The 26,328-nt window shown below is 58.2% G+C and carries 34 protein-coding genes; 15 read left to right on the forward strand and 19 right to left on the reverse strand.

Annotation, left to right across the window (positions count from 1 at the left end; genetic code table 11):
• Window positions 1-28 precede the first annotated feature (28 nt).
• Window positions 29-823, reverse strand: coding sequence for a double zinc ribbon domain-containing protein (locus tag ACR0FB_RS09960; RefSeq protein ID WP_480620507.1), 795 nt, complete (start codon window positions 821-823; stop codon window positions 29-31).
• Here ACR0FB_RS09960 and ACR0FB_RS09965 point away from each other — a divergent pair.
• Both ACR0FB_RS09965 and hemH read left to right on the forward strand, forming a co-directional pair.
• A complete protein-coding gene (locus ACR0FB_RS09965; RefSeq protein ID WP_480620509.1) occupies window positions 774-1,604 on the forward strand; it encodes a methyltransferase domain-containing protein in 831 nt (276 codons plus the stop codon). The two genes, ACR0FB_RS09960 and ACR0FB_RS09965, sit on opposite strands and share 50 nt — an antisense overlap.
• 56 nt (window positions 1,605-1,660) lie before the next feature.
• A complete protein-coding gene (gene hemH, locus ACR0FB_RS09970) occupies window positions 1,661-2,710 on the forward strand; it encodes a ferrochelatase (protein WP_171635674.1) in 1,050 nt (349 codons plus the stop codon).
• 71 nt (window positions 2,711-2,781) lie between these two features.
• On the opposite strand, the gene ACR0FB_RS09975 is transcribed toward hemH, so the two are convergent.
• Both ACR0FB_RS09975 and ACR0FB_RS09980 read right to left on the reverse strand, forming a co-directional pair.
• On the reverse strand, window positions 2,782-2,964 hold the full coding sequence (locus tag ACR0FB_RS09975) for a hypothetical protein (RefSeq protein ID WP_117870963.1): 183 nt from the start codon (window positions 2,962-2,964) through the stop codon (window positions 2,782-2,784).
• 139 nt (window positions 2,965-3,103) lie between these two features.
• Window positions 3,104-3,703, reverse strand: a complete 600-nt coding sequence (locus tag ACR0FB_RS09980) for a L,D-transpeptidase (RefSeq protein ID WP_171635671.1) — start codon at window positions 3,701-3,703, stop codon at window positions 3,104-3,106.
• Window positions 3,704-3,872: 169 nt separating this feature from the next.
• Here ACR0FB_RS09980 and dalA point away from each other — a divergent pair, with 169 nt between their 5' ends.
• Window positions 3,873-4,388: a divisome-associated lipoprotein DalA gene (gene dalA, locus ACR0FB_RS09985; protein ID WP_171120163.1), complete on the forward strand. Its 516-nt coding sequence runs from the start codon at window positions 3,873-3,875 to the stop codon at window positions 4,386-4,388.
• A 55-nt stretch (window positions 4,389-4,443) separates the two neighbouring features.
• On the opposite strand, the gene ptsN is transcribed toward dalA, so the two are convergent.
• The 7 genes from ptsN to ACR0FB_RS10020 form a co-directional block, all read right to left on the reverse strand.
• Window positions 4,444-4,908, reverse strand: coding sequence for a PTS IIA-like nitrogen regulatory protein PtsN (gene ptsN / locus ACR0FB_RS09990; RefSeq protein WP_117872900.1), 465 nt, complete (start codon window positions 4,906-4,908; stop codon window positions 4,444-4,446).
• Window positions 4,909-4,967: 59 nt separating this feature from the next.
• A complete protein-coding gene (gene hpf, locus ACR0FB_RS09995; RefSeq protein WP_117870967.1) occupies window positions 4,968-5,531 on the reverse strand; it encodes a ribosome hibernation-promoting factor, HPF/YfiA family in 564 nt (187 codons plus the stop codon).
• Window positions 5,532-5,783: 252 nt separating this feature from the next.
• Window positions 5,784-6,542, reverse strand: a complete 759-nt coding sequence (gene lptB / locus ACR0FB_RS10000) for an LPS export ABC transporter ATP-binding protein (RefSeq protein ID WP_152459766.1) — start codon at window positions 6,540-6,542, stop codon at window positions 5,784-5,786.
• The gene (locus tag ACR0FB_RS10005) at window positions 6,542-7,033 is read right to left on the reverse strand and encodes an LptA/OstA family protein (protein ID WP_371732247.1); all 492 of its coding nucleotides are present in this window, start codon (window positions 7,031-7,033) and stop codon (window positions 6,542-6,544) included. Before ACR0FB_RS10005 ends, lptB begins: the two co-directional genes overlap by 1 nt.
• A 3-nt stretch (window positions 7,034-7,036) precedes the next feature.
• Window positions 7,037-7,636: an LPS export ABC transporter periplasmic protein LptC gene (locus tag ACR0FB_RS10010; RefSeq protein WP_152459764.1), complete on the reverse strand. Its 600-nt coding sequence runs from the start codon at window positions 7,634-7,636 to the stop codon at window positions 7,037-7,039.
• A gap of 11 nt (window positions 7,637-7,647) precedes the next feature.
• Entirely contained in the window at window positions 7,648-8,616 is a 969-nt protein-coding gene (locus ACR0FB_RS10015; RefSeq protein WP_171724122.1) for a KpsF/GutQ family sugar-phosphate isomerase, read from the reverse strand.
• A complete protein-coding gene (locus ACR0FB_RS10020) occupies window positions 8,613-9,227 on the reverse strand; it encodes a ribonuclease D (protein ID WP_480620511.1) in 615 nt (204 codons plus the stop codon). Before ACR0FB_RS10020 ends, ACR0FB_RS10015 begins: the two co-directional genes overlap by 4 nt.
• Before the next feature lie 133 nt (window positions 9,228-9,360).
• Between ACR0FB_RS10020 and ACR0FB_RS10025 the strand changes: the two genes are divergently transcribed.
• From ACR0FB_RS10025 to ACR0FB_RS10060, 8 genes are all read left to right on the forward strand, one after another.
• Window positions 9,361-9,618, forward strand: coding sequence for a metal-sensing transcriptional repressor (locus ACR0FB_RS10025; protein ID WP_171635661.1), 258 nt, complete (start codon window positions 9,361-9,363; stop codon window positions 9,616-9,618).
• Window positions 9,619-9,621: 3 nt separating this feature from the next.
• Window positions 9,622-10,941, forward strand: a complete 1,320-nt coding sequence (locus ACR0FB_RS10030; RefSeq protein WP_480620513.1) for an MFS transporter — start codon at window positions 9,622-9,624, stop codon at window positions 10,939-10,941.
• A gap of 52 nt (window positions 10,942-10,993) precedes the next feature.
• Window positions 10,994-11,422, forward strand: a complete 429-nt coding sequence (locus tag ACR0FB_RS10035) for an Lrp/AsnC family transcriptional regulator (protein WP_152459759.1) — start codon at window positions 10,994-10,996, stop codon at window positions 11,420-11,422.
• Window positions 11,423-11,495: 73 nt separating this feature from the next.
• Entirely contained in the window at window positions 11,496-12,194 is a 699-nt protein-coding gene (locus ACR0FB_RS10040) for a transglycosylase SLT domain-containing protein (protein ID WP_480620515.1), read from the forward strand.
• A gap of 69 nt (window positions 12,195-12,263) precedes the next feature.
• Window positions 12,264-14,291: a flagellar biosynthesis protein FlhA gene (flhA, locus tag ACR0FB_RS10045; protein WP_480620674.1), complete on the forward strand. Its 2,028-nt coding sequence runs from the start codon at window positions 12,264-12,266 to the stop codon at window positions 14,289-14,291.
• Window positions 14,288-15,061, forward strand: a complete 774-nt coding sequence (locus ACR0FB_RS10050; protein ID WP_480486038.1) for a flagellar biosynthetic protein FliR — start codon at window positions 14,288-14,290, stop codon at window positions 15,059-15,061. The genes flhA and ACR0FB_RS10050 overlap by 4 nt, the downstream gene beginning before the upstream one ends.
• Window positions 15,058-16,146 carry a flagellar type III secretion system protein FlhB gene (gene flhB / locus ACR0FB_RS10055; RefSeq protein ID WP_480620517.1) on the forward strand — a complete coding sequence of 363 codons (1,089 nt, stop codon included), beginning with the start codon at window positions 15,058-15,060 and terminating at the stop codon, window positions 16,144-16,146. Before ACR0FB_RS10050 ends, flhB begins: the two co-directional genes overlap by 4 nt.
• Complete coding sequence (locus tag ACR0FB_RS10060; RefSeq protein ID WP_480620519.1) at window positions 16,143-16,529, forward strand: hypothetical protein; 387 nt, start codon at window positions 16,143-16,145, stop codon at window positions 16,527-16,529. Before flhB ends, ACR0FB_RS10060 begins: the two co-directional genes overlap by 4 nt.
• Window positions 16,530-16,562: 33 nt before the next feature.
• On the opposite strand, the gene ACR0FB_RS10065 is transcribed toward ACR0FB_RS10060, so the two are convergent.
• From ACR0FB_RS10065 to ACR0FB_RS10105, 9 genes are read right to left on the reverse strand one after another with little or no spacing between them, the layout of a single operon-like run.
• Complete coding sequence (locus ACR0FB_RS10065; protein WP_171635650.1) at window positions 16,563-17,069, reverse strand: flagellar basal body-associated protein FliL; 507 nt, start codon at window positions 17,067-17,069, stop codon at window positions 16,563-16,565.
• Between the two features lie 9 nt (window positions 17,070-17,078).
• A complete protein-coding gene (gene flgH / locus ACR0FB_RS10070; RefSeq protein ID WP_171635648.1) occupies window positions 17,079-17,810 on the reverse strand; it encodes a flagellar basal body L-ring protein FlgH in 732 nt (243 codons plus the stop codon).
• Window positions 17,810-18,226, reverse strand: a complete 417-nt coding sequence (gene flgA / locus ACR0FB_RS10075) for a flagellar basal body P-ring formation chaperone FlgA (protein ID WP_171635646.1) — start codon at window positions 18,224-18,226, stop codon at window positions 17,810-17,812. Before flgA ends, flgH begins: the two co-directional genes overlap by 1 nt.
• The gene (flgG, locus tag ACR0FB_RS10080; protein WP_170345694.1) at window positions 18,226-19,011 is read right to left on the reverse strand and encodes a flagellar basal-body rod protein FlgG; all 786 of its coding nucleotides are present in this window, start codon (window positions 19,009-19,011) and stop codon (window positions 18,226-18,228) included. The genes flgA and flgG overlap by 1 nt, the downstream gene beginning before the upstream one ends.
• Before the next feature lie 21 nt (window positions 19,012-19,032).
• The gene (locus tag ACR0FB_RS10085) at window positions 19,033-19,743 is read right to left on the reverse strand and encodes a flagellar hook-basal body complex protein (RefSeq protein WP_171635644.1); all 711 of its coding nucleotides are present in this window, start codon (window positions 19,741-19,743) and stop codon (window positions 19,033-19,035) included.
• Complete coding sequence (locus ACR0FB_RS10090; protein WP_152459750.1) at window positions 19,743-20,015, reverse strand: flagellar biosynthetic protein FliQ; 273 nt, start codon at window positions 20,013-20,015, stop codon at window positions 19,743-19,745. The genes ACR0FB_RS10085 and ACR0FB_RS10090 overlap by 1 nt, the downstream gene beginning before the upstream one ends.
• A gap of 4 nt (window positions 20,016-20,019) precedes the next feature.
• Window positions 20,020-20,310, reverse strand: coding sequence for a flagellar hook-basal body complex protein FliE (gene fliE / locus ACR0FB_RS10095; protein ID WP_171724115.1), 291 nt, complete (start codon window positions 20,308-20,310; stop codon window positions 20,020-20,022).
• A 12-nt stretch (window positions 20,311-20,322) separates the two neighbouring features.
• Window positions 20,323-20,709, reverse strand: a complete 387-nt coding sequence (gene flgC, locus ACR0FB_RS10100) for a flagellar basal body rod protein FlgC (protein WP_171724114.1) — start codon at window positions 20,707-20,709, stop codon at window positions 20,323-20,325.
• A gap of 11 nt (window positions 20,710-20,720) precedes the next feature.
• On the reverse strand, window positions 20,721-21,107 hold the full coding sequence (locus ACR0FB_RS10105) for a FlgB family protein (RefSeq protein ID WP_171724113.1): 387 nt from the start codon (window positions 21,105-21,107) through the stop codon (window positions 20,721-20,723).
• 105 nt (window positions 21,108-21,212) lie between these two features.
• Here ACR0FB_RS10105 and ACR0FB_RS10110 point away from each other — a divergent pair, with 105 nt between their 5' ends.
• From ACR0FB_RS10110 to flgK, 4 genes are all read left to right on the forward strand, one after another.
• Window positions 21,213-22,532, forward strand: a complete 1,320-nt coding sequence (locus ACR0FB_RS10110; protein ID WP_480620676.1) for a FliI/YscN family ATPase — start codon at window positions 21,213-21,215, stop codon at window positions 22,530-22,532.
• Window positions 22,533-22,617: 85 nt separating this feature from the next.
• Window positions 22,618-23,457 (forward strand): flagellar motor protein MotB, encoded by an 840-nt coding sequence (locus ACR0FB_RS10115; protein ID WP_480620521.1) that lies wholly within the window; start codon window positions 22,618-22,620, stop codon window positions 23,455-23,457.
• A gap of 91 nt (window positions 23,458-23,548) precedes the next feature.
• Window positions 23,549-24,844: a flagellar hook protein FlgE gene (locus ACR0FB_RS10120; protein ID WP_171635632.1), complete on the forward strand. Its 1,296-nt coding sequence runs from the start codon at window positions 23,549-23,551 to the stop codon at window positions 24,842-24,844.
• 32 nt (window positions 24,845-24,876) lie between these two features.
• Window positions 24,877-26,328 carry a flagellar hook-associated protein FlgK gene (flgK, locus tag ACR0FB_RS10125; RefSeq protein ID WP_171724110.1) on the forward strand — a complete coding sequence of 484 codons (1,452 nt, stop codon included), beginning with the start codon at window positions 24,877-24,879 and terminating at the stop codon, window positions 26,326-26,328.

Genomic DNA, 26,328 nt, shown 5'->3' on the forward strand with positions numbered 1-26,328 from the left:
CTTTGGGTTTCGTGCGATCTTGGGCGAATTAGGCATCCTTGGCAACGCGCGCCAGTGCCAACACGAAAATATGATTTGCCCCAGCGGCCTGACACGCACGCGTGCACGCCGCCAACGTCGCGCCGGATGTCATCACGTCATCCACCAGCAGGACATCGCGCCCCTTCAAATGCAGTGCCCGCCTTGGGTGGATGTCAATTGCGCCTGCCAAGGCTTCGTCCCTTTCCCGCGCGGTCTTTCCGTCCAGCACCGGGGTCCGCCGTTTGCGCACCAGCAGATCCGGCATGCAGTCCAACCCGGTTTCTCGCCCTAGGTTGCGTGCCAGCAGCGCAGACTGATTGTATCGCCGTTTCAGCAGGCGTGACCAATGCAACGGCACCGGAGCAATCACCATACGGGGACGCAACAGCTCGCGCCCGGCCTGCGCCATCCAACGCGCAGCGGGGCGGGCCAGTTCGGTACGGTCGCCATGTTTCAAAGCCAGAACAAGTGACCGCGCCTTCCCATCATACATCAGCGCAGCGCGGCCCGCGTTCCAGGGCGGAGGGGTATTCAGACAATCGTCGCACTCGGTCCGGAACCTGTCTGCGCTTCCGATCACGGGCACACCACAGCTTTCGCAAACCGTGCCACCGATGAACGGCGTATCCCGCCAACACGCCCCACACAGGCCGAAATCGGATTCCGTCAGCTCTCCGCAGCCCATGCAACGCGGCGGGTAGATCAGAGCAAGGGCAGTTTGAATCCGCTGCGCAATGCGATACTTGCGACCTATGAAACTGCCCGAGCCCACCGCACCCTCTCTTTTCGACCGTAACGCCATTCTGCATCATCGCGCCCGCGCGAAGGACGACGCCTTGTTCTTGCACCGCGCCGCCATTGATGAGGTTCAGGATCGGCTCTCCATGGTTAACAGAACCTTTACGGCACCTGCGGTTGTGACCCCTTTTCCACAGCTTTGGGCAGACGTTTTTTCGGATGCCGCCATTGTCGCGGATGACGATGTGCTGTCGCTTCAACCCGGTGCGCATGATCTGGTAATTCATGCGATGGCGCTGCATTGCGCCAATGACCCGGTCGGCCAGTTGATCCAATGCAAAAGGGCTTTGAAACCGGATGGACTGGTTCTTGTTCTATGCCTTGGGGGTGAGACCCTTCACGAATTGCGCGCCGCGCTGGGTCAGGCCGAAATCAAAGTCACGGGCGGGCTCAGCCCCCGAATCGCCCCCATGGCCGAACTGCGCGACCTCGGTGGATTGTTGCAGCGGGCCGGTCTGGCATTGCCAGTGGCCGATGCCGTACCGCTGACGGCAGAATACCGCGATATCTGGCACCTGATGCACGATCTGAGGGACATGGGTGAGACCAACGCTTTGGCTGCCCGGTTGAAATGCCCAACCCGACGCAGAGTGTTCGAAGCCGCACAGCGCGTCTATTCGGATCACTTTTCGACGGAAACAGGCCGCCTTGCCGCAACCTTCGAACTGATTTGCCTGACCGGCTGGTCCCCCGATGACAGCCAACCAAAGCCGCTGCGCCCGGGGTCAGCCCAAATGCGCCTGGCAGATGCCCTGCGCACGAAAGAGGGCAAACTGCCGGATTGACGCGCAACCAAATCCCTTTATCTCAGGTCGGAACACGAAAACTCAGGAATGCTCAAATGTTTGATGCCACTCGTCCCGCTCATGCTCCTGCCGACCATCCCAAGGTCAAGATGGGCCGTGTTGGCATTTTGCTGGCCAATCTGGGCACCCCGGACGATTACACCTATTGGCCGATGCGTCGCTATCTGAACGAGTTTCTGTCGGATCAACGGGTCATCGACTATCCGAAATGGAAATGGCAACCGATTCTTCAGGCGATCATCCTCAGCAAACGGCCATTCAGTTCGGGAGAAGCCTACAAATCGATCTGGAATCACGAGAAGGGCGAAAGCCCGCTGATGACGATCACCAAGGACCAGACTGCCAAGCTGCGCGGCGCAATGCAGGATCGGTACGGGGATCAGGTGATGGTCGATTTCTGTATGCGCTACGGCAACCCCTCAACAAAGTCCAAAGTGCGCGAGATGGTTGCCGCGGGCTGTGACCGTATTCTGTTCTTCCCGCTTTACCCACAATACGCGGGCGCAACCACAGCCACCGCCAATGACCAGTTCTTTCGTGCACTGATGGATGAGGCCTGGCAGCCCGCCTCGCGAACCGTACCGGCCTATTTCGACCAACCGGCCTATATCGACGCCCTGGCGCAATCCGTTGAACGTGCCTATGCAGCGGCGGAGACAAAACCCGATATTCTGGTCTGCTCGTATCACGGGATGCCGGAACGGTATCTGCAACAGGGTGACCCCTATCATTGCCAGTGCGCCAAGACGACACGGCTGCTGAAGGAACGGCTGGGGTGGTCTGACGATCAACTGGTTTCAACGTTCCAGTCGCGATTCGGCCCCGAGGAATGGCTGAAACCCTATACAGTGGATCATGTGGCGGATTTGGCCAGGCAGGGCAAAAAGAACATAGCGGTCATCGCACCGGCATTCTCGGCCGACTGCATCGAAACGCTGGAAGAGATCAACGAAGAGATCAAGGAAAGCTTCGAAGAAGCAGGCGGCGAAACCTTCACCTATATTCCATGCCTCAATGACGATGCGGCGCACATTGCTGCATTGGGCACGGTGATCGAAGAAAACTTGCGCGGCTGGCTGGACTGACCTGCACAGCCTTGGGAAACAAAAAAGGCGGTGGATTGCTCCACCGCCTTTTTCATGAATTCCGTGTCGGATTAGCTTGCAGCAACAGCAGCAGCAACAACGACCAGCAGGATCAGCGGCAGCAGGATGCCCTGCGACGAACCCTGAGTTTCTTCTACAACAACAGGTGCTTCAACAACCGGCTCTTCCAGGTTACCAGCATAAGCGGTCGAAGCGGCAGCAGTCAGTGCAGCAGCGAGAACGAGTTTCTTCATATTAACCTCCAGAATTTGCGCAGTTCCAATGCCCGGAACCACACATCTAAGACTTACCTCGTGGTTTTTTCTAATCAGCATTGACGCTGGAATGCAATTGCAACTTGACCGCTAAGCGGGTTCCCACACGAAAATGTCGTCAAATTAGCAACACTTGCGTGCCGACCTTCGCCATCGAGAACAGCTCGGCAATGTCTTCGTTGAACAGACCGATACAGCCATTCGACGACCGACGTCCGATTTTTCGCGTATCGTGCGTGCCGTGAATGCGGTAATACTTCCAGCTTAGGTATAAAGCGTGTGTTCCCAGCGGGTTATCTGGCCCCGGAGGAATATAGTCCGGCCATTCCGGATTTCGTTTTTTCATCGACGGCGTCGGAGACCAGCTGGGCCCTTCGACCTTGCGGATTACGCTGGTACGCCCGCGCCGGGTGAGTTCTTCGGTCAGCGGAACCGACGACGGGTACAATTTGTACACCGCTTGATCATCCGACCAATAATGCAGCGCTCTTGAGACGGTATCGACCAGAATGGCGCCATTTCTGGTGTTCGAGAAATACGGTTGCCAATCCAATGCCCGGAACCCGGATACGTTGCGGCGAACCGCCGGTTCAGTCTCGGGTGCAGGGCGCAGCGGGTCGCCCGGGATATATTGCGCCAGTGCTGGGGTTGCCAGCGTCGCAGTGGCCCCTGCCAGAAATCCCCTGCGTGTGGGCGAATGAATACGCTTTTTGACCATGACAACGGGTCCTGTGTTTAGATGAGGTCTGAAATCTATGACATTCTATTGCCAGAATGCTTCAGTCGCAAATCAAACCGGCAGAATCATGCGAGTTAGGGCCATTGCGCGTTTGCTCAGAGCCTTCAGGCGCGCTATGCCCTGTAAAGACACAATAACCAGGTCGATCATGACGCGTATCGTTTCTTTACTCTTGATTTGCTTTGTCGCGCTGGCGGCATGTACAGACACCGGCACCACGACCATTGGTGCAGACGGTCGCCCGCTGCCCACGGTCTACAAAATTCGCGGCAACCCGGAAAAGTTGCAGTTCCGTATGGTTGATTCGGTCAATGCCCTGCGCCAGGCCCAGGGATTGCAGCCTGTCCAGCTGAACGCGCAGCTGAACGCAGCAGCGGCGACCCATTCCAAGGACATGGCCAGACAGAACCGGCCCTGGCACTTTGGGTCCGACGGTTCCTCGCCGATCGATCGGGCTGCACGGGTCGGATATTTCGGCACGTTCCTCGGTGAAGCCATTTCCGAGACATACGAAACCGAAACCGAAACCCTTGCCGCCTGGATGCAGGAACCCGGACCGCGCGCCGTGATCATGGACCCCAAGGCCACGCAGATGGGGTTCGCCTGGCATCAGGAAAAAGGCGGGAAAATCTGGTGGACGCTGGAAATGGGAACCGGCGGCTGACCCCGATCACCGTACACACAAAAAAGCCCCCGAAATCCGGGGGCTTTTTTTGTGATTACGCTGCCTGCATGGACTGCGCTTCGGTCAGGATAGCATAAAGCTTGACCGGATCAGGGTTCGCCCGAAGCTTGGTGCACACCGAGGTGTCCCTCAGCGTGCGTGACACAAGGGCCAGCGCCTTGAGATGATCGACGCCGGCCTCTTCCGGAGCAAAAAGTGCAAAGGCGATGTCCACGGGTTGACGATCAACCGATCCAAAGTCGATGGGCTTTTCCAGCATGACGAATACGCCCGAAACCGAATCCAGCTCGGGCAAACGCGCGTGCGGAAGCGCAACGCCATGCCCCACGCCGGTCGGGCCCAGGCTTTCCCGTTCGAGCAGACAGTCGACGACGGCCTGCGAGTCGAGCCCCAGATTGGCGGCTGCTACATCGCCTATTTCCTGAAACAACCGCTTCTTGCTGGAAGCGGCGGATAGTACACGTACTGCTTCGGGCTTTAGTATGCTCGAAAGCTCCATGATCACGCTCCATGGGCACCGCACCCGCCTCGGCGGGTGCCGCCCCGTATCCTTGCCTGTTAAGGATCAATCCAGCCGATATTACCGTCTTCGCGACGATACACGACGTTCAATCCATCCTTGTTCTCATTTCTGAACACCAGCACCGGGGCACCGGCAAGTTCCATTTGCATCACGGCTTCACCAACGCTCAAAGATGGGATTTTAGTTTCCATCTCAGCCACAATCATGGGCTGTAGCGATTCGGGTTCATCGGCCGTGTCCGATTCGTCAGAGGCGAGGATATAAGAGGACGCCCCAAAGAGTTCAACCGGCTCGGACCGATCCTTGTGGTGGTCCTTCAAACGACGTTTGTAGCGCCGCAGTTGTGTTTCCATTTTGTCGCAGCATGCCTCGAACGCCGCATAAATTTCGGTTGCATGCGCCTTGGCCTGAGCGGTCAGCCCGGTGGACAGGTGCACTGTTGTTTCGCATACATATTCATGCGCTGAACGGGAAAAGACGACGTTGGCGTCGGTAGGCCGCTGGGCATATTTGCCCACAACCTCGCCCAATTCGGTCTGCACGTGAGTCTGAAGCGCCGCACCGATGTCGATCTGTTTTCCGCTGATTTGGTAACGCATGTGATCTCCTTCACAATTCACACCCATTCTGACGTCACGTTACGCGACGAACTTGTTTTTATCGGGTGGGGGGTCGAGACACTTTCCGCGGTTGTCTTAACTCCAGCCCTTCAACGAAGGGACAACGATCTCCAGACTGGAACCGGGTAAATGCCATGGGACAATTGAGGCAAGAGACGACGGAAGAGTCAATCAAAACAGGTGTGTATATACGCGATTTCCGCCATGCATCCGACGCAGACCATAACAAGCCTATGAAATACGGAAGTTTTCGCCAAGATAGACACGGCGGACATTCTCGTTCTCGACGACTTCGTCAGGTGTGCCGGACATCAGAACCTGCCCGTCATGCAGGATATAGGCGCGGTCGACAATTTCCAGCGTTTCCCGCACGTTATGGTCGGTGATCAGAACACCGATCCCCCGTTTTTTAAGGTCGGCAACCAGATGCCGGATATCGCCGACGCTGATCGGATCAACACCCGCAAATGGTTCGTCCAGCAAAAGATATTTCGGGTCTGCGGCCAAACATCGCGCTATCTCAACGCGGCGGCGCTCACCGCCGGAAAGGGCAAGAGCAGGCGCGCGACGCAGATGTTCGATCGAGAAATCCGACAACAGCTCTTCCAGCCGTTCTTTCCGCCTGTGAGCATGAGGAACCGTGATATCCAGTACCGCGGCGATATTGTCCTCGACGCTCATGCCGCGAAAGATCGACATCTCCTGCGGCAGGTAACCGATGCCCATTCGCGCACGCCGGTACATCGGCAAAGTCGTAACATTCTGGCCGTCAATCGTGACTTTGCCGGCCTCTGGGAAAACAAGCCCCGCCACGGAATAAAAGGTCGTGGTCTTACCCGACCCGTTGGGTCCCAACAGGGCAACGACTTCGGACCGGTCCAGTGTCATCGAGACATCGCGGATCACCGTTTTCTTACGGTAGGATTTCCGCAGCTTCTCGATGCGCAGCCCGGAATTGCCTTCGGCCACTGACAGGTCGGGTCGCGCCATCAGTTGTTTCCCTGCTGAAGGATCGTCTTGACGCGCCCGGTCATGGTCGCTGTGCCCGTTGTCAGATTGGCGTTCATCTGGTCGCCGCTGATGATGCTGGGGCCTTGCGTCAGCAGGACATTGCCTTTCATCACGATCACACCGGAATCGATCGTGTATTCCGCCCAATCGCCCTCTGCCGCATCGGGCGGGCTGACCAGAACAACATTCTCGGTGGCTTCCATCCGTTCAATCGCCGAGCGTTCCTCGTTATAGATCACGAGAACCCGTTCAGCAGTCAGCCGCATTTCGCCCTGAATGACGACGACATTTCCGAGGAATTCGGCAGAACCGTCCTCCTGGTTGACGTTCAACGTTTCGGACGTGACCTCGACCGGAAGACTCGGGTCGGCATTTGCAGAACCAAAAGCCACCTGCGCCTCCTGCGCTGTCGCGGTTACGGCACCTGCAAACAGAGCAAGGCACAAAGGAACAAAACGAAAATCGAACACAGGTTATCTTTCTGCTTTTTCAGGCTCGTATACCAGCTTCACGCCGTCTGTAAAAACAATATGGACAGGTCCGTCCTTTTTTTCAGTGCCAAAGGTCATGCGTCCGGCGGAAAAATTGCCGATCGGCCCGGTTCCGTTCACCCGCCCCGGCGTGTCGCCCCGGATTTCGTCCAGCGACGTGTTGAGCAGGTCAGTCGTGACCTGAAGTCCGTCGGCAGTGGTAATCACGACGTCGCCGACAAAAGTTGCCGTGCCCTCATCGGGGCGGATCAAACCTGAATTGGAATCCAGAAATATCGTTCCACCGCTGAGAAGCCCCAGACGGCCCCGAAATTCGGATGCGGTCGGGGTTTCATCTTCGCCGCCCTGCTTGGCCTGGATGGCTTCGATCTGGACATCTTCGCCTTTGCGGGTTGTCCCTCGATATTTCGGCTGTGTGACCACCTGTTGCGCCAATCGCTCGTCAATGTCTTTTTCGGCGAATGGCACCGATACGTTGGTTTCGATGCTGCGAGACAGCAGGAACACTGTGGACAGCATCAGAATGGCCGCAAGTGGCAACAGAACCTTCAGGAACTGTACCATGCGGGAATACCTGTCCAATTCGACCTCCCTCAGCCCAGACCGACGCGCAAGCAGTCGTGGATATGCAGAAGACCCAGCGCCTGCCCGGATGCAGCCTCGTCGACCACAAACAGCGAAGTGATCTTGCGATCATTCATGATCGCCACCGCCTCTTCGGCCAATGCGTCCGGTGTTATGGTGGTCGGATTGGCGGTCATGACCTGCTCGGTCGTTTTGTCCAGCAGACCGTCCATGTGTCGCCGCAAGTCACCGTCCGTAATGATGCCCGACAAATGCCCCTGCGCATCCGTTACACCGGCCACGCCGAAGCCCTTTTGGCTAATTTCGATCAGCGCGTCGCTCATCGCGGTGTTCGCCGCGACCAGAGGCAGGGCGTCGCCTGTATGCATCAGGTCGCGCACCGTACTCAGCCGCGCACCCAGTTTTCCGCCGGGGTGGAAGGCGCGAAAATCCTCGGGGCGGAAGTCGCGATACTTCATCAGCGCAATGGCCAGCGCATCGCCCATTGCAAGGGTCAGCGTCGTCGAGATCGAAGGCACCATGCCGAAACCGCAGGCCTCGCCCATCGACGGTATCAGCAGATGCACATCAGCCTGTTTCATCAACGTGCTTTCTGGCTTGCTGGATAGCCCGATCAGCGGAATGCCAAAGCGGCGCGTAAAGGCAAGCAGGTTGGCCAGCTCAGGCGCTTCGCCCGAATTCGAAATCGCCAGCACCACATCGCCTTTGGAAACCATGCCCAGATCGCCATGGCTGGCCTCGGCCGGGTGCACGAAATAGGCGGGCGTTCCGGTACTGGCCAGAGTGGCGGCAATCTTGTGGCCGATATGGCCCGATTTTCCGATGCCACTGATGATGATGCGCCCGGTGGCTTTCAGGATCAGATGCACGGCCTCGGCAAAATGCTCGTCAAGGCTGTCGGCCAGCACATCCAGCGCGCGGGCCTCGTCAGTGACGACCTGGCGGGCGGTTCTCAGGAATGCTTCGGTGTCGGTCATGAGTGTGCAAAGATATCCGTTTCGGGCCAACCGGCGAGGTCCAGCTTCGCACGCATCGGCAGGAAATCAAAACAGGCCTGCGCCATCTCGGTCCGGCCCTCGCGCGCCAGCCGCTTGTTCAACTCGTCGCGCAGGCGGTGCAGATAAAGAACGTCCGAGGCCGCATAGTCCAGCTGAGCATCGGTCAGGGTTTCAGCGCCCCAGTCGCTCATCTGCTGTTGTTTCGAGATATCCACGCCGATCAGTTCCTGGCACAGGTTCTTCAGCCCGTGACGGTCGGTGTAGGTGCGCACCAGCCGGCTGGCGATCTTGGTGCAGTAAACCGGCGCGGCCAGGGTACCAAAGGTGTGATACATCGCGGCGATGTCGAACCGCCCGAAATGGAACAGCTTCAGGACATCGGGGTTTTCCAGCATGGCACTCAGGTTCGGGGCTACGGTCTGGCCCTTGTCCACCTGGATGATATGGCTGTTACCGTCGCCGCCTGACATTTGGATCACGCACAGGCGATCGCGATGCGGGTTCAGCCCCATGGTTTCACAGTCAATGGCCACAACCGGGCCCAGATCCAACCCATCCGGCAGATCGTTTTTGTACAAATGGTTCGCCACCCGACTATTCCTTTGTGCGATATCGCCTCCGAGATAGGCGGTTTGGTCCCCAAACTCAACGCCGTCCGAAAGTCGCGGGCCGTTCGATGCCGAATCCTTGACCATATCCCCATCGGGGGGATATGGATAAGTCATGTCAGACAACGCCCACCAGTCACATCCACAGATCACGGCCCGACTGAAGCGGGCCCATGGGCACCTCGCCAAGGTCATTGCCATGCTCGAGGAGCACGCCCCCTGTTCCGACATCGCCCAACAGTTGTTTGCAGTAGAGAAGGCCGTCACCAATGCCAAACGCGCATTGATTCATGATCATATCGAACACTGCCTGTCCGCTGACGACGATGGCGGCGGGATCGAAGACTTCAAAGCGATTACAAAGTACCTCTGAGCCATGCTGAGTATTCTGAAACACCGCACCTACCGCCACCTGTTCGCCGCCCAGATCGTCGCCCTGACCGGAACCGGGCTGGCCACGGTCGCCCTTGGGCTGCTCGCCTTTGATCTGGCCGGGAATGCTGCGGGCCTTGTCCTAGGCACGGCACTGACGATCAAGATGGTGGCTTACGTCACTGTTGCACCGCTCGCCGCTGCTTTTGCCGAGCGTCTGGATCGTCGCAAGATGTTGGTCGTGCTGGACCTGATCCGCGCTGCGGTTGCAGTGTGCCTGCCTTTCGTGACCGAAATCTGGCAAATCTACGTGCTGATCTTCGTGCTCCAATCGGCGTCGGCGGGCTTTACGCCCGCCTTTCAGGCCACGATCCCGGACGTTCTGCCAGACGAAGCTGAATACACGCGTGCCTTGTCGCTGTCACGCCTGGCCTACGATATGGAAAGCCTGCTGAGTCCCATGTTCGCCGCCGCATTGCTGCTGCTGGTCAGCTTCAACAGCCTGTTCTGGGGTACCGCGCTGGGTTTTGTCGCATCGGCAATGCTGGTTGTCTCGGTCGTGCTTCCGTCACCCAAGCCAAGCCGCCCCCGCGGCATCTATGACCGCACCACGCGCGGCATTCGTATCTATCTGAAAACACCCAGGTTGCGCGGACTGCTTGCGCTCAGCTGGAGCGCAGCAGCCCTGAGCTCGATGGTAATCGTGAACACTGTGGTCATCGTGCGCGCCAATCTGGGCCTGTCGGAAAGCGCGGTGGCCATTGCCCTGGCCGGGTTCGGGGGCGGGTCGATGCTTGCAGCCTTTACCTTGCCCCGCCTTCTGGAACGGATCGAGGACCGTCGGGTCATGGTCGCGGGCGCCGTATTCGCCACTGGCTCCATGGCCGTCGCTGCGATGTTGGCCGCAATTGCTCCTCTGTCGCTCGGGTTGCTGACCGCGTTGTGGGCATTCACCGGTTTCGGATATTCCACCACCCTGACACCTTCGGGCCGCCTTTTGACCCGGTCGGCCCATCCCGAGGATCGCCCCGCCGTCTTCGCCGCACAGTTTACTCTGTCGCATGGTTGCTGGCTGGTTCTTTACCCGCTGGCGGGGTGGTTGATGACCGTGTTCGGCCCGACCGTCACACTCAGCAGCATGGCGACGCTGTCCGTGGCGGGCGTCGTCGGTGCAATCGGCCTGTGGCCGCGCCTCGACCAGGAACCGATCACCCATGATCACCCCGACCTGCCGCCCGATCATCCGCATCTGGCCGGGTCAGGCCCGCACGCGCATCCGATCATCATCGACGATCTGCACCCACGCATCCCGCGCGAACCCTGAGCGGGCGCTTCGACCTGATCTCAACCCGGAATGACCATGAATCAGAGCCCCAATGGACCAGCTTGACCGTCGCATCATCGCCGCCCTGCAAGCCAACGCACGCGCCTCGACCACGCAGATTGCGACCACGCTGGGTGTGGCCCGGACAACCGTGCACGAGCGAATTAACCGGATGGAACAGCGCGGCCTGATCGAAGGATATTCCGTGCGCCTCGGGTCCACCGAAGACACGCCGAAAGTGCAGGTCATCGTCATGCTCGAAGTGCAGCAAAAGGAAACCAGCCGGATCATCAAGCGGCTCGAAGCCTACCCCGAAGTCAAACTGTGCCTGTCGATCAACGGAGAATTCGACCTTATGCTGTCGGCAGAGGCCCCAAGGCTGGAGGATCTGGACATTCTGGTCGATGACCTGGCGAAAATTCCCGGTGTCTTGCGCACCAATACCAGCGTTGTTTTCGGGCGCAGGATAGATCGAAACTGAAACGGCGATAACTCTCTGTAAACCGATCGTTGGCTAGCTTGGCCGGGAGAGATCAGAATCCCGGACCGGCAGAATGCCAAATCAGAAGTTCCCGCTGTTACTCATATTGGTGCATGTGCTTTTGGCGCAGGCAGGGTTTGCCATGCCAGATGCCAAAACCGGTGACCTGTGCGATCATGCCGCGCGCCGCGCCGCTTTGTCCGAAGGCGTGCCCTTGGACGTGCTGCGCGCCATCTCGCGCGTTGAAACCGGGCGCAGGCTGGACGGCCGGTTGCAGCCTTGGCCCTGGACGATCAACGTCGGCGGTCAGGGATACTGGTTCAAGTCCGAGGTCGAAGCCAAGGCCTATGCGTTCAAAATCTTCAAATCGGGCGCCCGCAGCTTTGATGTCGGCTGTTTTCAGATCAATTATCGCTGGCACGGCAGAGCCTTCCGTTCGATCGACGCGATGTTCGATCCGGATGAGAACGCGACCTACGCCGCCCGGTTCCTGAATGAACTCCATGCCGAGCTTGGATCGTGGCCCGCAGCCGCGGGGGCTTATCATTCCCGCACGACGCCCCTTGCCGAAGCTTACAAAGAGCGGTTTCAAAAGGTGCTGGAACAGCTTGAAGGGGCCCCCCGAACCCGGGTTGCGGGCACGTCTCGGGATCCGTTCACCGGGGCCGGACTCCCCTTGATCCACATTCCGACGGCCTCGCCCCGCACCGGCGCGCTTGGGTCTCTGGTGCCAGCCGCAGGCGCCGCAACCGCGTTTATCGCCTTCAACTAGGAGTTTCGCGTGCCCAAGGTAAACATCCAGTCGCTGTTTTCGCCTACTGTCCTGCTGGCGATTGCGCTGATGACGGTCATCGTCATGATGATCCTGCCCATGCCAGCCTGGGTTCTGGACGTGGGGTTGGCGGCCTCCTTTGCCCTGGCCATCCTGATCTTCACCCTGACGCTGTTCATTGAACGCCCGCTGGACTTTTCGTCCTTCCCCACGATTCTGCTGGCGTCTTTGATGTTGCGCCTGTCGCTGAATGTGTCGTCGACGAAACTGATCATCGGGCAGGGGCACACCGGCCCGAATGCGGCAGGAGACGTGATCGAAGGTTTTGCCAGTTTCGTCATGGGCGGCAGTATTTTTCTTGGCCTGGTGGTGTTCGGCGTGCTGCTGATCGTGAATTTCATGGTCATCACCAAAGGCGCCGCCCGCATGGCCGAAGTCGGCGCGCGCTTTGCGTTGGACGGGATGCCCGGCAAACAACTTGCGATCGACAGCGACATGTCCGCCGGGGCAATCGATCATCAGCAAGCCAAGGAACGGCGAGAGCTGGAACAGCAGGAGACGACATTCTTCGGTTCGCTCGACGGCGCGTCGAAATTCGTGAAAGGTGACGCTGTCGCCGGGCTTCTGATCACGTTGCTGAACCTTGTCATGGGCCTGGTCATGGGCGTCGTCGTACATGGAATGCCCGTGGCCTCGGCGTTCGAAACCTATGCGATTCTGACCGTCGGCGACGGGTTGGTGTCCCAAATTCCCGCCGTCATCATTTCCATAGCGTCTGCCCTTCTGCTGGCACGGGGCGGCACGCAGGGGGCCACAGACAACGCCATCTTTTCTCAACTTGGCCGCCACCCGGCAGCATTGTCTACCGTGGCAGTGCTCATGGTCCTGTTCGCTCTGGTGCCCGGTCTCCCTTTTCTGCCGTTTATCCTCGGCGCGGCCATTCTGGGATACGCGGCTTACAATGTTCACCGAAAGCAGCAAGACGCAGACGCATCGGCAAACCTGCCCTCGACCGAAACCGAAGCGCCGTCATCCCAGGCTATCGGCGACATCCTGGACCTGGATGATGTCCATCTGGAGTTCGCGCCGGATCTGGTCAGCATGGTTCTGAACCCTGGCACGGGGCTGGACGCCCGTATTGCCAATATGCGGACCTATGTGGCGTCGACCTTTGGCCTGATTCTGCCCGAGATCCGCCTGACCGACCGCGCCGACCTGCCGACCGGAACGTATGTGATCAAGGTTCAGGGCGTCGAACAGGCACGCAGTGTCTTGCATCCCGATCTGGTCCTGGCGCTCGTGCAGGACGGGTTTGACCTGCTGCCGGAGGGCAATGACGTGACCGAGCCGGTCTATGGTGCTCCGGCGCGCTGGATCCTGCCGAAAGATCAGGAGGACGCCGCGCTGAGCGGCGCCACCATAGTCTCACCGCCTGAGATTCTTGCCACCCATCTGCTGGAGATCATCAAACAGAACTTCTCGCGCCTGCTGACACTGAAATCCCTCCGGCGCCTGCTGTCGGAAATGACCCGCCTGAGCGACCCGGTACGCGCCGAAGCCAACCGCAAGCTGCTGGATGAACTGATCCCCGACAAAGTGCCGATCGACACGTTGCACGCTGTTCTGCGCCTGTTGCTCGACGAACGTGTGTCGATCCGCAACATGGCGCTGATCCTTGAAAGTGTCGCCGAGGCGCGGCTGACCACAACCCAGCCCGAAGGCATCTGTGAACTTGTGCGTCAGCGTCTTGGCTTTCAGCTGGTCGCGGACATGAAGCGCGAGGATGGTTCGATCCCTCTGATACAGTTGGCCCCGGAATGGGAGGACACATTCGCCTCTTACCAGATCGACGCCCCAAATACCGGCATGGATGTCGCGCTGCCCCCAAACGTGTTCAACAAACTGGCCGACGGAGTTGTGAGCACCATCGCCAATTCCGCTGACAACGGTCTGTTTCCGGCCGTCGTGACCTCGACCCGGCGCCGTCGGTTGCTGCGCACAGTCATGCAGGCACGCGGCGTGTCCAACCCGGTGTTGTCCTTCGAAGAAATCGGGCTGGAAGCCAAACCTGCCTTGGTCGGAACTGTTGCAGCGTGATTGCCCTGCCGCCAGAAATGCTGTCGCAGCTGGCCGAAGCAATCTGGCACGCCTTTGTCGTGTTTCTGCGCGTCTCCGCTCTTGTTTCGCTGCTTCCAGCTTTCGGTGAGCGCAGTATTCCGACACGGGTAAAGCTTGGTGCTTCCGTTGCTTTCACGCTGATCATACTGCCCGCTGCGCCCCCCGTCAGAATTGATCCCAGCCTTTGGGCGACCGTGCAACTGGTCGGCACCGAAGTCCTGATCGGGCTTGTCCTGGGGATAGGCCTGCGCCTGTTCGTTCTCGCGCTGCAAACCGCGGGGTCTATTGCGGCTCAGTCCACGTCATTGTCGCAACTGTTGGGTGGAGCGGCGGCCGATCCGGTCCCCGCCATGGGATACCTGCTGACCCTGGCAGGGCTGACACTTGCCGTAATCATGGACCTGCACATCCGGGCCGCGCAGTTCCTGATCCAGAGTTATGGCCTGTTCCCAATAGGGCTGGCACCTGATGCCGCGGATTCGTCGCGCTGGGGATTGCATCAGGTCGCCAGCAGCTTTGGGCTGGCTTTTGCACTGGCAACGCCGTTCGTCATTGCCTCTCTGATTTACAACCTGGCACTTGGGGTCATCAACCGGGCAATGCCCCAGCTGATGGTGGCCTTCGTGGGTGCTCCTGCAATTACCTTCGCCGGACTGTTTCTGCTGTTCGCAGGCACACCGCTGATCCTGTCCGTGTGGGCGGACGCGCTGGTTGCCTTCTTCGCCAACCCTATGGGAGCGCAAAGATGAGCGCAGGTGATGACGACAGCGACAAGTCATACGAGCCGACACCGCAAAAGCTGCTGAAGGCGCGCGAGAAAGGTGAGGTTCCAAAATCCAACGACTTGTCGGTTGTGGCGGCATATACCGGGTTTCTGATCGCCCTGCTTACAGTCGGTCAATACAGCGTCGAGCATATGGGCACCGGGTTCATGGTTCTGATCGATCTGTCCGACGCATTTGCACGGCTTCTGACGGATGGGCCATCGCATGCTCCGGTTGCGGGGGTATTGAAGAGTGCCCTGCTGCCTGTTGCTTTGCTGTTCTGCCTTCCTGCGGCGGCTGTTCTGCTGAACTTGATCGCCCAGCGCGCGCTGATCTTTGCCCCAAGCAAATTGAAACCAAAACTTTCGCGTATCTCTCTGATCTCGAACGCTAAGAACAAGTTCGGGCGGGGCGGCCTGTTCGAGTTTGCCAAAAGCACCACCAAACTGTTGATCTACAGCACTTGCCTTGCGCTTTTTCTGAAAGCCAATCTAACCGAAATTTTGTCTGCCAGCGCGGCGCCGGCAAAGTCATCCATTCTGCTGATGATGAACCTGCTGTTTCGCTTTCTGTTCATCGTGATCGCTATCGCACTGGCCATCGGGGTTGTCGATTTCCTTTGGCAATATGCCGAACACATGCGCAAGAACCGTATGTCGCGCAAGGAGATCATGGATGAAACCAAGGATGCCGAGGGCGACCCTCATGTCAAACAACACCGGCGCCAGCGTGCACAGGAAATCGCAACCAACCAAATGTTGGCAGGTGTTCCAGGCGCTGATGTCGTGATCGTAAACCCCACCCATTATGCTGTGGCGCTTAAATGGACACGGGTTGCCGGCAGCGCCCCGGTTTGCGTTGCCAAAGGGGTGGACGAAATCGCCGCCACCATCCGATCCGCCGCAGGAGAAGCAGGCGTTCCGATCCATTCAGACCCTCCCACAGCGCGCGCCCTTCACGCGACCGTGGACATAGGTCAGGAGATCGCCGAAGAGCACTATCGTCCTGTTGCCGCCGCGATCCGGTTTGCTGAAGCGATGCGAAAACGCGCGAAGGAGCAAGCTCGATGACTCATACGCAATTACCCGATCTGGAAAAAGTGACCAACGCAGCGTTTCAGAAGCAATTTCAAGCGCTGCGACCGATCTTGGAGGCCGAGGCACGGATCAAGCAGCAACTTGCCAGATTGGACGGTCAACTCCGTCAGGCGCGCCAAGACAGCACCAAGGTCGAAGGCTATAAGGTTTCAGGGACCGACGTTCTCTGGAATAGTTGGGAGTCCGCGACCCGGAGACAATTGAACCTGCAACTGGCACGAACGCGCGCGCAGAAACTGGCCGGAATGGAAGCTTTACGTGCTGCCTTTGGGCGAAAACAAGCGTTGGAAACATTGCGGAAGGAAGTTCAGCAGGCAAACCGAAAAGCAAAAACCAGAAAACACTTCGGGCCATAGCTTGACCGACCCGGAGTATCGGGCCGATTAGTGTCAGCTATCTTGTCGGTTTACACTCAGGATCAGCACTTTGGACACGTCGTCGCCAAATTCTTTGCGCGCCACTTCCAACAAGGAATTCCGCAATACATCCAGGTTCCCGGATTCTGTAAAAGCCCCGTCAAAACCACCCGTGTTTGCATGGTCAAAAAGAACCTGAAGAAATCCATCCCTGAGTTTAGGTTCGATTGCATAATAGGTTTCTGTAATGGCCGGGTTCGCCTCAAGGCTCAGCGACAGCGTTACCATGGCTTCGATCTGGTCATCTTTTACAACGGGGACGACAAATTGTTTGGTCATTTTCAGATAACCAAAGCTCTCCCCCTCGCCTTTTTCCTTTGATTTCCCTGTTTTTTTGCCGGCCGCCTTGTCCTCTTTGACTGCTTCTTTTTCGGCAACGGCAGTTTCAGGTTTCTTTGCAGGTGCAAGAACCAGACTCGCGCCAATACCCGCACCGAGTCCAACAATCAGAAAAATCACGGGAATCAATTTCGCGACCACGATCTCACCTCAGAACGGCAAAAGGGAATCAAGAACTTGCTGACCATAGCGGGGTTGCTGGACATCCGTTATCTGCCCTCTGCCGCCATATGACACGCGCGCTGACGCGATTTTGTCATAGGTTATTTCGTTTTGCCGCGAGATGTCCTGCGGGCGGACATATCCCGTCACAAGAAGCTCTCGCAGTTCGAAGTTGACCCGCAACTCCTGGGATCCCGATATTGAAAGAACTCCGTTCGGCAACACATCCAGCACTGTTGCGGCAACACGCAGAGTCAGTTTTTCGTTTCTCCTGACGGATCCCCGGCCAGAGCTCGAGGAATCCGCCTCAATCGAAACGGCTTCATCCAGTGACGCGCCCTGGGGCAGGTTCTTTTGCACGCGCTGAGGCAGGCCGAAGAGGCTGGGTACTTCGAGATTCTCGGAACCAGATCTGGATCGTCTGGTGTTGTTCGAAATTTCTGCCTTCTCGTCCAGCTCGATGACAACGGTCAGGATGTCGCCTTTCTTGATCGCCCGCTGGTCGCCCAGCAATGAATGCTGCCCGCCGCTCCACAAAGAGGATCGGTCGACGTTTCGCTGGGGTTGGGTGTGCAATGGCAAACCCGGCCACAACATTGCAACCTGTTCCGGGGAATCCTCGTTGGGTGTGAAACTTGGCGGTTTGCCCAAATGATCCATTCGACCACATGCGGACAAGGCAAAAGCCGTCAGGATAAGGGTTTTTGGCAATCCGTGCATCACTGTACCTCGATTTGACCGTCCGGACGGATTCGGCCTGTTACGGTTGTTCGGGATGAAAGGTTCATGACCCGAATGCGATCCCCCGCCGCGCCGCGCCCCAAGGCCCGGCCCTCTGTGGTGATCGACAAGGGTTGGCTACTGAACACCAGCACGACCAGATCGTTTCGATCCACGATGGCAGGTGGCCCGACATCAGAGCCGCGAATTGGCCGACCGGGGTAGAGCGCCACCCGGGCCTCTTGTCCGATCAGAAGATCAGGGTCTGAAATTGCATCGGCAACATCTGTTGGCTTTAGCTCGAGATCGGCCGCAGAAATGACTTCCTTGGCCCGTATCGTGCGTGTCGGCACCACAATGTCAGCCTGTGCGGCAATTGGCGCCAGCAGCACCAGAGAAAGAACCAGATGTCGCATCACCGTACCTGCGTTGTCGCGCTCATCATCTGGTCCACCGCCGTGATGACTTTGGCATTCATCTCATAGCCGCGTTGCGCTTCGATCAGCTCGGTAACTTCGCGAACGGCGTCAACCGAACTGTCTTCCAGATAACCCTGCCGCAAAGTTCCCAGACCGTCTTCGCCCGGCGTACCTAGTACCGGAGCGCCGGAAGCTTCGGTTTCCTTGAACAGATTGCTTCCGACGGCTTCCAGGCCCTTTGCGTTCGAAAAACTGGCCAGCGTAAACTCCCCAAGCAACTGACCTTCGGGGGAATCGTCAAAATATGCATAGACCTCGCCCGACGCATTGATCGAAACAGAACGCGCATCGTCGGGGATGGTGATTTCCGGCGAAACCGCAAACCCGTCAGAGGTGACGATCAGACCTTCTGCCGACCGCTTCAAACTGCCGTCGCGCGTATAAGCGGCCTGACCGCTGGGCAAGGTCACCTCCAGATATCCGCGACCTTCGATTGCAACATCCAGATCGCTCCCGGTGGCTGACAAGGCGCCTTGTTCCAATTGCACTGTTACCGCTGCCGGTCGCACACCCAGACCCAGTTGAATACCCGTGGGCAGAACCGTTCCGTCCGACGCGTTCACGGTGCCGGCCCGCGCCATCTGCTGATAATGCAGGTCGGCGAATTCGGCCCGTCGGGCGTTGTAGCCGGTGGTGTTCATATTCGCGAGGTTGTTCGAGATCGTCTCGACCCGCATCTGTTGCGCTGTCATCCCGGTGGCGGCAATTTTAAGGGCCCGCATGTCTAACTCTCCTCATCCAAATCAGCGCATCAGCGCCTTGAGTGCTCCACGCACGCGCTCATCTTCACTCTCAAGAAAGCTTTGCCCCAGCTCATAGGCGCGCTGGATTTCCACCAAACGGGTCACTTGCTGAATCGCGTTCACGTTTGACCCTTCGAGAAAGCGATGCAAAACCACCGGCTCGTCGACCGGCTCGATTGCACCGTCGGTGCGGAAACGAGTGTTTCCTTCGCGTACAAGTTCGTTCGTGTCGGCGACGTTGAAAACGCCCAACTGACCCAGAAGTTGACCATCGACACTCAGCGTTCCGTCGCTACCGACATCGATTGACGCGGCATCAGGCGGGATGAACACAGGCGCGCCATTGGCATCGAGCACGCGCGCACCATCCATTGAAACCAGATCGCCATCGGCATTGGGAGAAAAACTACCAGCCCGCGTCAGCCGGTTGCCGTTCTCGGTTTCGACCATGAAGAACCCGTCGCCCTCGATGGCAAAATCAAATTGCCCGCCGGTTTGCTTCAGCACACCCTGCTGCGTTGACGAATTTCGCGCCTCGGCCCTGCTCATGGAAAGGGAGGGGCTGTTCGGCATATCTCGAATGTATTCCGAGAACACCAGCCCCTGCTGGCGATAGCCGGTCGTGTTGGCATTTGCGATGTTATTCGCCACCAGGCGCATTTCATTCATCAGCCCGGACTGGCGGGACAGGGTGACATAGGCGGTGTCCATCAGCGACCTCCTGCGATCAATGGAACAAGCGTACCGGTAAAAAACGTAACAAGGGTCTGAGTCATGAAACCCATCGAGATCCAGAACACGACGACGATGGCGATCAGTTTGGGAACAAAGGTCAGTGTCATTTCCTGTATCGACGTCAGGGCCTGAAACAGACCAACGATCAGGCCTGACACCAAAGCAACTGCCAGAATCGGAACCGATGTGATGACGGCGATCCAGAGAGCCTGACGCACGATGTCATAGAAAAGACCTTCGCTCAGCATGGTATCAGACCGGCATCCGAAGGATTTCCTGATAGGCCTCGACCACCTTGTTGCGCACGATCACAGCTGTCTCGACGGCCAGTTCGGTCTGTGCCAGCGCCTGCACCAGCGCGTGCGGGTCGGCCTGCCCCACCATCGAGGTCTGCGACATCTGCTCGCTGTGTTTCAACGTGGATGCAAAGTCCTGAAAACTTGCCTTCAGCCCCTGCACCATGCCCGAGTGATCTGGGTCGGCCTGGGTTGCAGGACGGGCGCCGGCATAATTCTGCGCGGCGGTCAAGGATCGGATGTCCATTCTGGCTGTCCTTTATTTTCTAAGCAGTTCCATCAATGACGACGACATTTGCCGTGTTTGATCGAACATCTTGAGGTTGGCTTCGTAGCTCCGCTGCGCCTCACGCGCGTCGGCTATTTCGATCATCAGATCGACATTCGATCCCAGATAGTGACCACTGGCATCTGCCAACGGGTGACCGGGGTCGAAAATTCGTGTCAAGTCGCGTCGATCAAGCTTTACGCGGCCAGCTTTCACCACGTTCCGACCCTCTTTTTCCATGGTCTCAAACGGCACCGTCTTGCGCCGGTACCCGGGTGTATCCGCATTCGATATGTTTTCGGACACGTGACGCAGACGGGCTGCCTGCGCACGCAGGGCGCTGGCGGATGCAGCAAGTGAGTGGGAAAAATCGCTCATCCCCGGCCTCCTTATCCACGCCCCAGACTGGTGCGAAGGATGTTCATCGAGGATTTGTAGATCGCCAACGCGCGGTCGTGCTGTCGTTTGACATCGACCGATTTCAGCATTTCTTCTTCAAGCGATACGCCGTTGCCATTTGGATCACCCGACGAAGCGGCCTGGTGCTCTGCCCAGGGCTGCGCACCTGTACCGCCGTGCAGATGACCCTGCCGCGTGGCCATCATGGTCACTTCGCGTCCCGAGGTTTCAAGTGCTTTATGGAAGGGCTCGATATCGCGCGGCTGGTAGCCCGGCGTATCCGCATTGGCCATGTTGCGCGCAATCACTGCCTGCCGTTGCCCGGCATGGGTTGCCATTGCGTACGCGGTCTTTAGGACGTTCAAGTCATAGAACATCGGGGCTTCTCCCTCGATCAATTTCAATCAAGGCTTAACCCCGATTCCTTTAGAAACCGTTTTCAGAACCCAATTGGAGAACCCAAGATGTCTGATCTCGACCCGATGCTTCTGAAACATGAGTTCGATCGGATGACTTCAATCCGCCACGTGGGCCTGGTCAGCGGCGTCGCACAAGGGTTGATCGAGATCAGTGGCCTGAACGAACATGCGCGAATCGGAGACTTGCTTACATTGCGGCGGCGCGCAGGGCCCGATCTGGCCGGTGAAGTGCTGCATGTCGGTGCAGACCATATCCACATGATACCGGGTTCCGCCCCTGACGGTGTCAGCCTCGGGGATCGTGTGTACCTTGATCCCTCGCCGGGTTTCGCGCCCGCATTGCACTGGCTTGGACGCGTCATTGATCCGTTTGGCAAACCGCTGGACGGAAAACCTCTGCTGAACGGGCCACAGGATCGCGACATCATGCAAGCCCCACCGCCTGCGGTGGCGCGCAAGCCATTGGGAAAGCGGATGGCCACCGGACTATCTGTTCTCAACACCATGCTGCCGATTGTACGCGGTCAACGCGTTGGGTTGTTTGCGGGATCAGGTGTAGGGAAATCGACGCTGCTGTCGACGCTGGCGCGCTTCATGCAGGCTGACGTGGTTGTGGTGGCTCTTGTCGGCGAACGTGGGCGTGAAGTGAACGAGTTTGTTGCCCGCGCCATAGGTCCGGAAGCCATGAGGCGCACGATCGTGGTCGCCGCGACGTCCGACCAGTCTGCATTGGCGCGCAGACGGTGCGCGTGGTCGGCCATGTCGGCGGCAGAGTTCCTGCGGGATCTGGGGCTGAACGTCCTGTTTCTGGCCGATTCGGTAACCCGTTTCGCGGAAGCGCACCGTGAAATCGCCGTTGCCATGGGCGAAGCCCCGTCACTCCGAGGCTATCCGCCCTCTGTCACCCCCCTGATTGCCAACCTGTGTGAACGCGCAGGCCCCGGCACGCAGGAGCAGGGTGATATCACCGCCGTGTTCAGCGTCCTGGTTGCGGGGTCCGACATGGATGAACCCATCGCCGACATTCTGCGCGGTGTGTTGGACGGGCATATCGTACTCAGCCGCGAGATTGCCGAACGCGGGCGCTTCCCGGCCATCGACCTCAGCAAATCCGTATCCCGCAGCCTTCTAGAGGCCGCGTCAGAGGCCGAGAACCGGATGATCAACGAAACCCGCAAACTTGTTGGCAGCTACGAACAATCCGAAGTCATGATAAAGGCCGGGCTGTATTCAGAAGGATCAGATCCGCTCTTGGATCAGGCCGTGCGCGTTCATGAGGAGTTGGACGCGTTTTTCGGCAAACCCGATTCCGAAGGGATTGAAAACAGCTTCAACCGCTTGTCCCTGATTCTGCGCCGTGCCTCGGCCGGCCTGCCGCGTTAGTGAACTCGGAACAGTTTTAAGTATTAAGGCCGCCTTAAGACCTACGCTGCTATCCCGATAGTCGGGTGATAAAAAGGTGGTGGAGATGGGTGCGCAAACCAATGCGGCGCCAATCATCATCAAGAAGAAGCGTGTATCGGGTGGCGATGGCCATCACGGTGGCGCGTGGAAAGTCGCGTATGCCGACTTTGTGACGGCCATGATGGCCTTCTTCATGTTGATGTGGCTGCTGAACGCAACAACGGAACAGCAACGAAAAGGGTTGGCGGATTATTTCGCACCGACAATCCCGCTAAGCCCAGAATCCGGCGGCGGGGACGGGGCGTTTGGCGGCGACAGCATGCTGTCTGAAGAAGTGCTGCTGCGGGACGGTCAGGGTGCCACGACCACAAACCCGACTGAATCGCATCAGGCCCGTGGCTCGATCGGAGTGAATGCCGAGGGCGGCGGCAAAGGAGACAAGGAAGATTTCTCTACGTTGGAGGCGCAACTGCTGGGGCGCACGGGTGAAAGCGAGATCTCGGACAAACTGCTCAAGCATATCGTCACACGAGTCACGGATGAGGGACTGGTGGTGGAACTGTTTGACACCGACGATCAGGCATTGTTCGAATCGGGCTCTGACAAGCCAACCAGCTTTCTGCGGTCCCTGGCCCTGATCATCGCCCGAGCCTCGGATCTTGTCGTCAATTCGATCGCTGTCGAAGGGCATGTCAGCGCGTCTCCGGTTGTGCAGGCGCGCAACACAGCCTGGGAACTGTCCACGGCAAGGGCCCAAAAATTGCGTCAGTTGCTACAGGACAAGGGCGTTGCGGCACAAAGAATGGATCGTGTTACGGGCCATGCAGACCGAGAATTGTTCGCCGACAATCCCATGGCTGCGCGGAACAACAGGATCGAAGTGATCTTTCTGCGCCAGCCCTAAATGATAGAGCGTATTTTACATGTTAGCGCGCTGTTAAGGGGCAGCGCGTTACCTGTTGCATCAAAGACGGACGCAACAGAAGGGCGCACCCATGACCATTTCCTCTTCGCTCAATGCCGGTGTGGCGGCGCTGAAAGCCAATGCCAACAGGTTGGCGACGATTTCCGACAACATCGCGAACTCTTCAACCTATGGATATAAACGGGTCGAGACGGATTTTCATTCAATGGTCACGTCGGGCCAGGGTGGCAGCTATTCGGCAGGCGGCGTGCGGACGACAAGCCAGCGCATGATTGATCAACGCGGGCCATTGGTCACAACCAGCAACTCAACCGATCTGGCAGTTCGTGGGCGCGGCATGTTGCCTGTGCGCCCCAGTTCGCAGATCGGGAATAATTCGAACGAGATGCTGCTGACAACAACCGGGTCGTTCCGCACCAACGAAGAAGGGTATTTGGTTACCGAATCCGGCCTCGTTCTTCTGGGGTGGCCCGCGGCATCTGATGGCACTATTCCACCGGTTTCGCGCGACACACCCTCCGCGCTTGTACCCATTCAGCTCAGCGTGAATCAGCTGTCGGGTTCTCCAACCACGGAAATGAAACTGCGTATGAACCTTCCGGCCACGGCAACAGATGCGGGCGCGCCGGGCGACATTCAGCCTTTGTCGGTCAAGTATTTCGACAATCTCGGCAAGTCTGAAAGCGTCGATATCCAGTTGATTCCGACCGTTCCTGCAACCGGCAGCAGCAATGAATGGCGGATGGTATTGCGCGATTCAGCCTCTGGCGGGGCCGTCGTGGGGGAATACAGGCTGACATTCACCGACAACCGAACGGCCGGGGGAACCCTCGCAAGCGTGACACCTATTTCAGGTGGTGCTTATGATCCAGCAACGGGCAGTGTCATGGTCAACGTCGCCGGTGGACCGATGGAGATCAATATCGGCCAGATCGGGGATACCGACGGCATAACCCAGCTATCCGACACCTTTGCGCCGGTTTCAATCACACGCGATGGCTCTGCCGTGGGAACCATGACCAGCGTTCAGGTGGACGAAAACGGCTATGTCTACGCGCGCTATGATACAGGTGTCAACCGCCGCATGTTCCAAATCCCGCTTGCTGACGTTCCCAATCCTAACGGCCTGACCGCGCTGGACAGCCAAACCTACGAGCCGTCACGAGAAAGCGGTACGTTCTTTCTTTGGAATGCCGGCGAAGGCCCGACAGGGGATCTTGTTTCTTTCGCGCGTGAGGAATCCACCACGGATGTGGCGACTGAGCTGACCTCATTGATTCAGACGCAACGTGCTTACTCGTCCAGCGCCACGGTGATCCAGACAGTGGACGAGATGTTGCAGGAAACGACAAACCTGAAACGTTAATCCAGCTCTGACCCAAAGAAAGGAGCGGCCTCATGAACATGTCGACAGCACTCAATAACGCATTGGGCGGGCTGACTGCGGCCAGTCGCGGGGCCGCTGTGGTGTCCGGGAACATCGCGAATGCGCTAACCCCCGGCTATGCGCGCCGGTCCCTGGAACTTGCGACAAGTCCTATATCCGGAAATGGCGTACGCACCGTTGGCGTGATCCGGCATCAGGATCCGGTTTTGACCGCCAACAGACGTTCGTCTGATGCCGAACTCGCCTTTCGGTCGGACGTTTCAGATTTTCACGCGCGGTTCGAACAACTGGTGGGGTCTCCTGATGACGGCCCTTCGCTGTCTACCCGTCTGTCCTCGTTGGAAAACGCCTTTATCACGGCGGCCAGTCTGCCTGACTCGATCGAACGGCTGGATCAGGTTGCGCGCTCGGCCCGCGATCTGACCAACGAGCTGAACGCGGCGTCCGAAGGCGTACGCCAGGCACGCTCGGATGCTGATCGAAAAATTGGCGCCCAGATCGATACCCTGAATCAGACTCTGAAAGATATCGAAGACCTGAACGCCAAGATTCCCGCCATTCAAAACTCTGGCGGTGACATCGGTGCCCTGCTGGATCAGCGGCACGTCCTGATCGACCAAGTCAATACCCTGATCCCGGTCAATGTCGTGCCTCGCGCAAATGATCAGGTATCCCTGTACTCGGAGGGCGGGCTGATCCTGTTGGAAGGCACGGCCTCGGAGTTCACTTTTTCCACGACGGGCGAAACAAAGCCTCATATGACTGTGGCAAATGGTCTGTTGTCCGGTCTGGAGATGAACGGAAACCCGGTACGGACAAGCGGAGATAACGCTCAAATCCGCGGCGGGGCACTGATGGCGCAGTTCACCATCCGCGACGACTTGGCAGTCGAGGCGCAGGTTCAGCTCGATACGGTTGCAAGGGACCTGATTGAACGATTTGAAACGCCCGGTTTGGATTCGTCGGCTCTTGTGACAGATCCTGGTCTGTTCACCGACGATGGCAACCGATTTGATCCTGCATCTGTTGTCGGACTTGCATCACGGATCTCACTCAATTCAACCGTGGACCCTGACAATGGCGGGGACAGTTGGAAACTGCGCGCGGGTCTGGGCGCCGCAACTCCGGGTGACCCTGGGCAGGCTGCTCAATTGCGCGCTTTCGGGCACATATTGAACGACGCACGTCCGGTACCTGGCGGGCTGTTCGGCACGGGAAACATGCGAGCTGCCGAGTTGACCGAGGCCCTGCTGTCGAAAGCGGGCGCACACGCCCATGCCGCAGATCAACGCAAGACTTTTGCAAACAGCTTCCAGCAGCAAATGGCGCAGATCGAGGCCGCGCAGGGCGTGGATACCGATCAGGAACTACAGCGGCTCATGCAGGTCGAACAGACTTATGCCGCAAACGCTCGTGTCATCTCGGTTGTTGACGAGCTTATGGAAACTCTTCTGAGGTTGTGA

This window comes from Ruegeria sp. P10 (genome assembly GCF_056534925.1).

Excerpts from the sequence above, each read along its gene's own strand:
- flgG (WP_170345694.1), bottom strand. The coding sequence starts at position 19,011 with ATGCGGGCCCTTAAAATTGCCGCCACCGGGATGACAGCGCAACAGATG.
- ACR0FB_RS10040 (WP_480620515.1), top strand. The coding sequence starts at position 11,496 with ATGCCAAATCAGAAGTTCCCGCTGTTACTCATATTGGTGCATGTGCTT.
- lptB (WP_152459766.1), bottom strand. The coding sequence starts at position 6,542 with ATGGCGCGACCCGACCTGTCAGTGGCCGAAGGCAATTCCGGGCTGCGC.
- ACR0FB_RS10015 (WP_171724122.1), bottom strand. The coding sequence starts at position 8,616 with ATGACCGACACCGAAGCATTCCTGAGAACCGCCCGCCAGGTCGTCACT.
- hemH (WP_171635674.1), top strand. The coding sequence starts at position 1,661 with ATGTTTGATGCCACTCGTCCCGCTCATGCTCCTGCCGACCATCCCAAG.
- ACR0FB_RS10090 (WP_152459750.1), bottom strand. The coding sequence starts at position 20,015 with ATGCTGAGCGAAGGTCTTTTCTATGACATCGTGCGTCAGGCTCTCTGG.
- flgH (WP_171635648.1), bottom strand. The coding sequence starts at position 17,810 with ATGCACGGATTGCCAAAAACCCTTATCCTGACGGCTTTTGCCTTGTCC.
- ACR0FB_RS10120 (WP_171635632.1), top strand. The coding sequence starts at position 23,549 with ATGACCATTTCCTCTTCGCTCAATGCCGGTGTGGCGGCGCTGAAAGCC.
- ACR0FB_RS09960 (WP_480620507.1), bottom strand. The coding sequence starts at position 823 with ATGGCGTTACGGTCGAAAAGAGAGGGTGCGGTGGGCTCGGGCAGTTTC.
- ptsN (WP_117872900.1), bottom strand. The coding sequence starts at position 4,908 with ATGGAGCTTTCGAGCATACTAAAGCCCGAAGCAGTACGTGTACTATCC.
- ACR0FB_RS10035 (WP_152459759.1), top strand. The coding sequence starts at position 10,994 with ATGGACCAGCTTGACCGTCGCATCATCGCCGCCCTGCAAGCCAACGCA.
- ACR0FB_RS10085 (WP_171635644.1), bottom strand. The coding sequence starts at position 19,743 with ATGGACACCGCCTATGTCACCCTGTCCCGCCAGTCCGGGCTGATGAAT.
- hpf (WP_117870967.1), bottom strand. The coding sequence starts at position 5,531 with ATGCGTTACCAAATCAGCGGAAAACAGATCGACATCGGTGCGGCGCTT.
- flgA (WP_171635646.1), bottom strand. The coding sequence starts at position 18,226 with ATGCGACATCTGGTTCTTTCTCTGGTGCTGCTGGCGCCAATTGCCGCA.
- ACR0FB_RS10025 (WP_171635661.1), top strand. The coding sequence starts at position 9,361 with ATGTCAGACAACGCCCACCAGTCACATCCACAGATCACGGCCCGACTG.
- dalA (WP_171120163.1), top strand. The coding sequence starts at position 3,873 with ATGACGCGTATCGTTTCTTTACTCTTGATTTGCTTTGTCGCGCTGGCG.
- flhA (WP_480620674.1), top strand. The coding sequence starts at position 12,264 with ATGACGGTCATCGTCATGATGATCCTGCCCATGCCAGCCTGGGTTCTG.
- ACR0FB_RS09980 (WP_171635671.1), bottom strand. The coding sequence starts at position 3,703 with ATGGTCAAAAAGCGTATTCATTCGCCCACACGCAGGGGATTTCTGGCA.
- ACR0FB_RS10060 (WP_480620519.1), top strand. The coding sequence starts at position 16,143 with ATGACTCATACGCAATTACCCGATCTGGAAAAAGTGACCAACGCAGCG.
- flgC (WP_171724114.1), bottom strand. The coding sequence starts at position 20,709 with ATGAGCGATTTTTCCCACTCACTTGCTGCATCCGCCAGCGCCCTGCGT.
- ACR0FB_RS09975 (WP_117870963.1), bottom strand. The coding sequence starts at position 2,964 with ATGAAGAAACTCGTTCTCGCTGCTGCACTGACTGCTGCCGCTTCGACC.
- ACR0FB_RS09965 (WP_480620509.1), top strand. The coding sequence starts at position 774 with ATGAAACTGCCCGAGCCCACCGCACCCTCTCTTTTCGACCGTAACGCC.
- fliE (WP_171724115.1), bottom strand. The coding sequence starts at position 20,310 with ATGGACATCCGATCCTTGACCGCCGCGCAGAATTATGCCGGCGCCCGT.
- ACR0FB_RS10115 (WP_480620521.1), top strand. The coding sequence starts at position 22,618 with ATGGGTGCGCAAACCAATGCGGCGCCAATCATCATCAAGAAGAAGCGT.
- ACR0FB_RS10105 (WP_171724113.1), bottom strand. The coding sequence starts at position 21,107 with ATGTTCTATGACTTGAACGTCCTAAAGACCGCGTACGCAATGGCAACC.
- flhB (WP_480620517.1), top strand. The coding sequence starts at position 15,058 with ATGAGCGCAGGTGATGACGACAGCGACAAGTCATACGAGCCGACACCG.
- ACR0FB_RS10030 (WP_480620513.1), top strand. The coding sequence starts at position 9,622 with ATGCTGAGTATTCTGAAACACCGCACCTACCGCCACCTGTTCGCCGCC.
- flgK (WP_171724110.1), top strand. The coding sequence starts at position 24,877 with ATGAACATGTCGACAGCACTCAATAACGCATTGGGCGGGCTGACTGCG.
- ACR0FB_RS10110 (WP_480620676.1), top strand. The coding sequence starts at position 21,213 with ATGCTTCTGAAACATGAGTTCGATCGGATGACTTCAATCCGCCACGTG.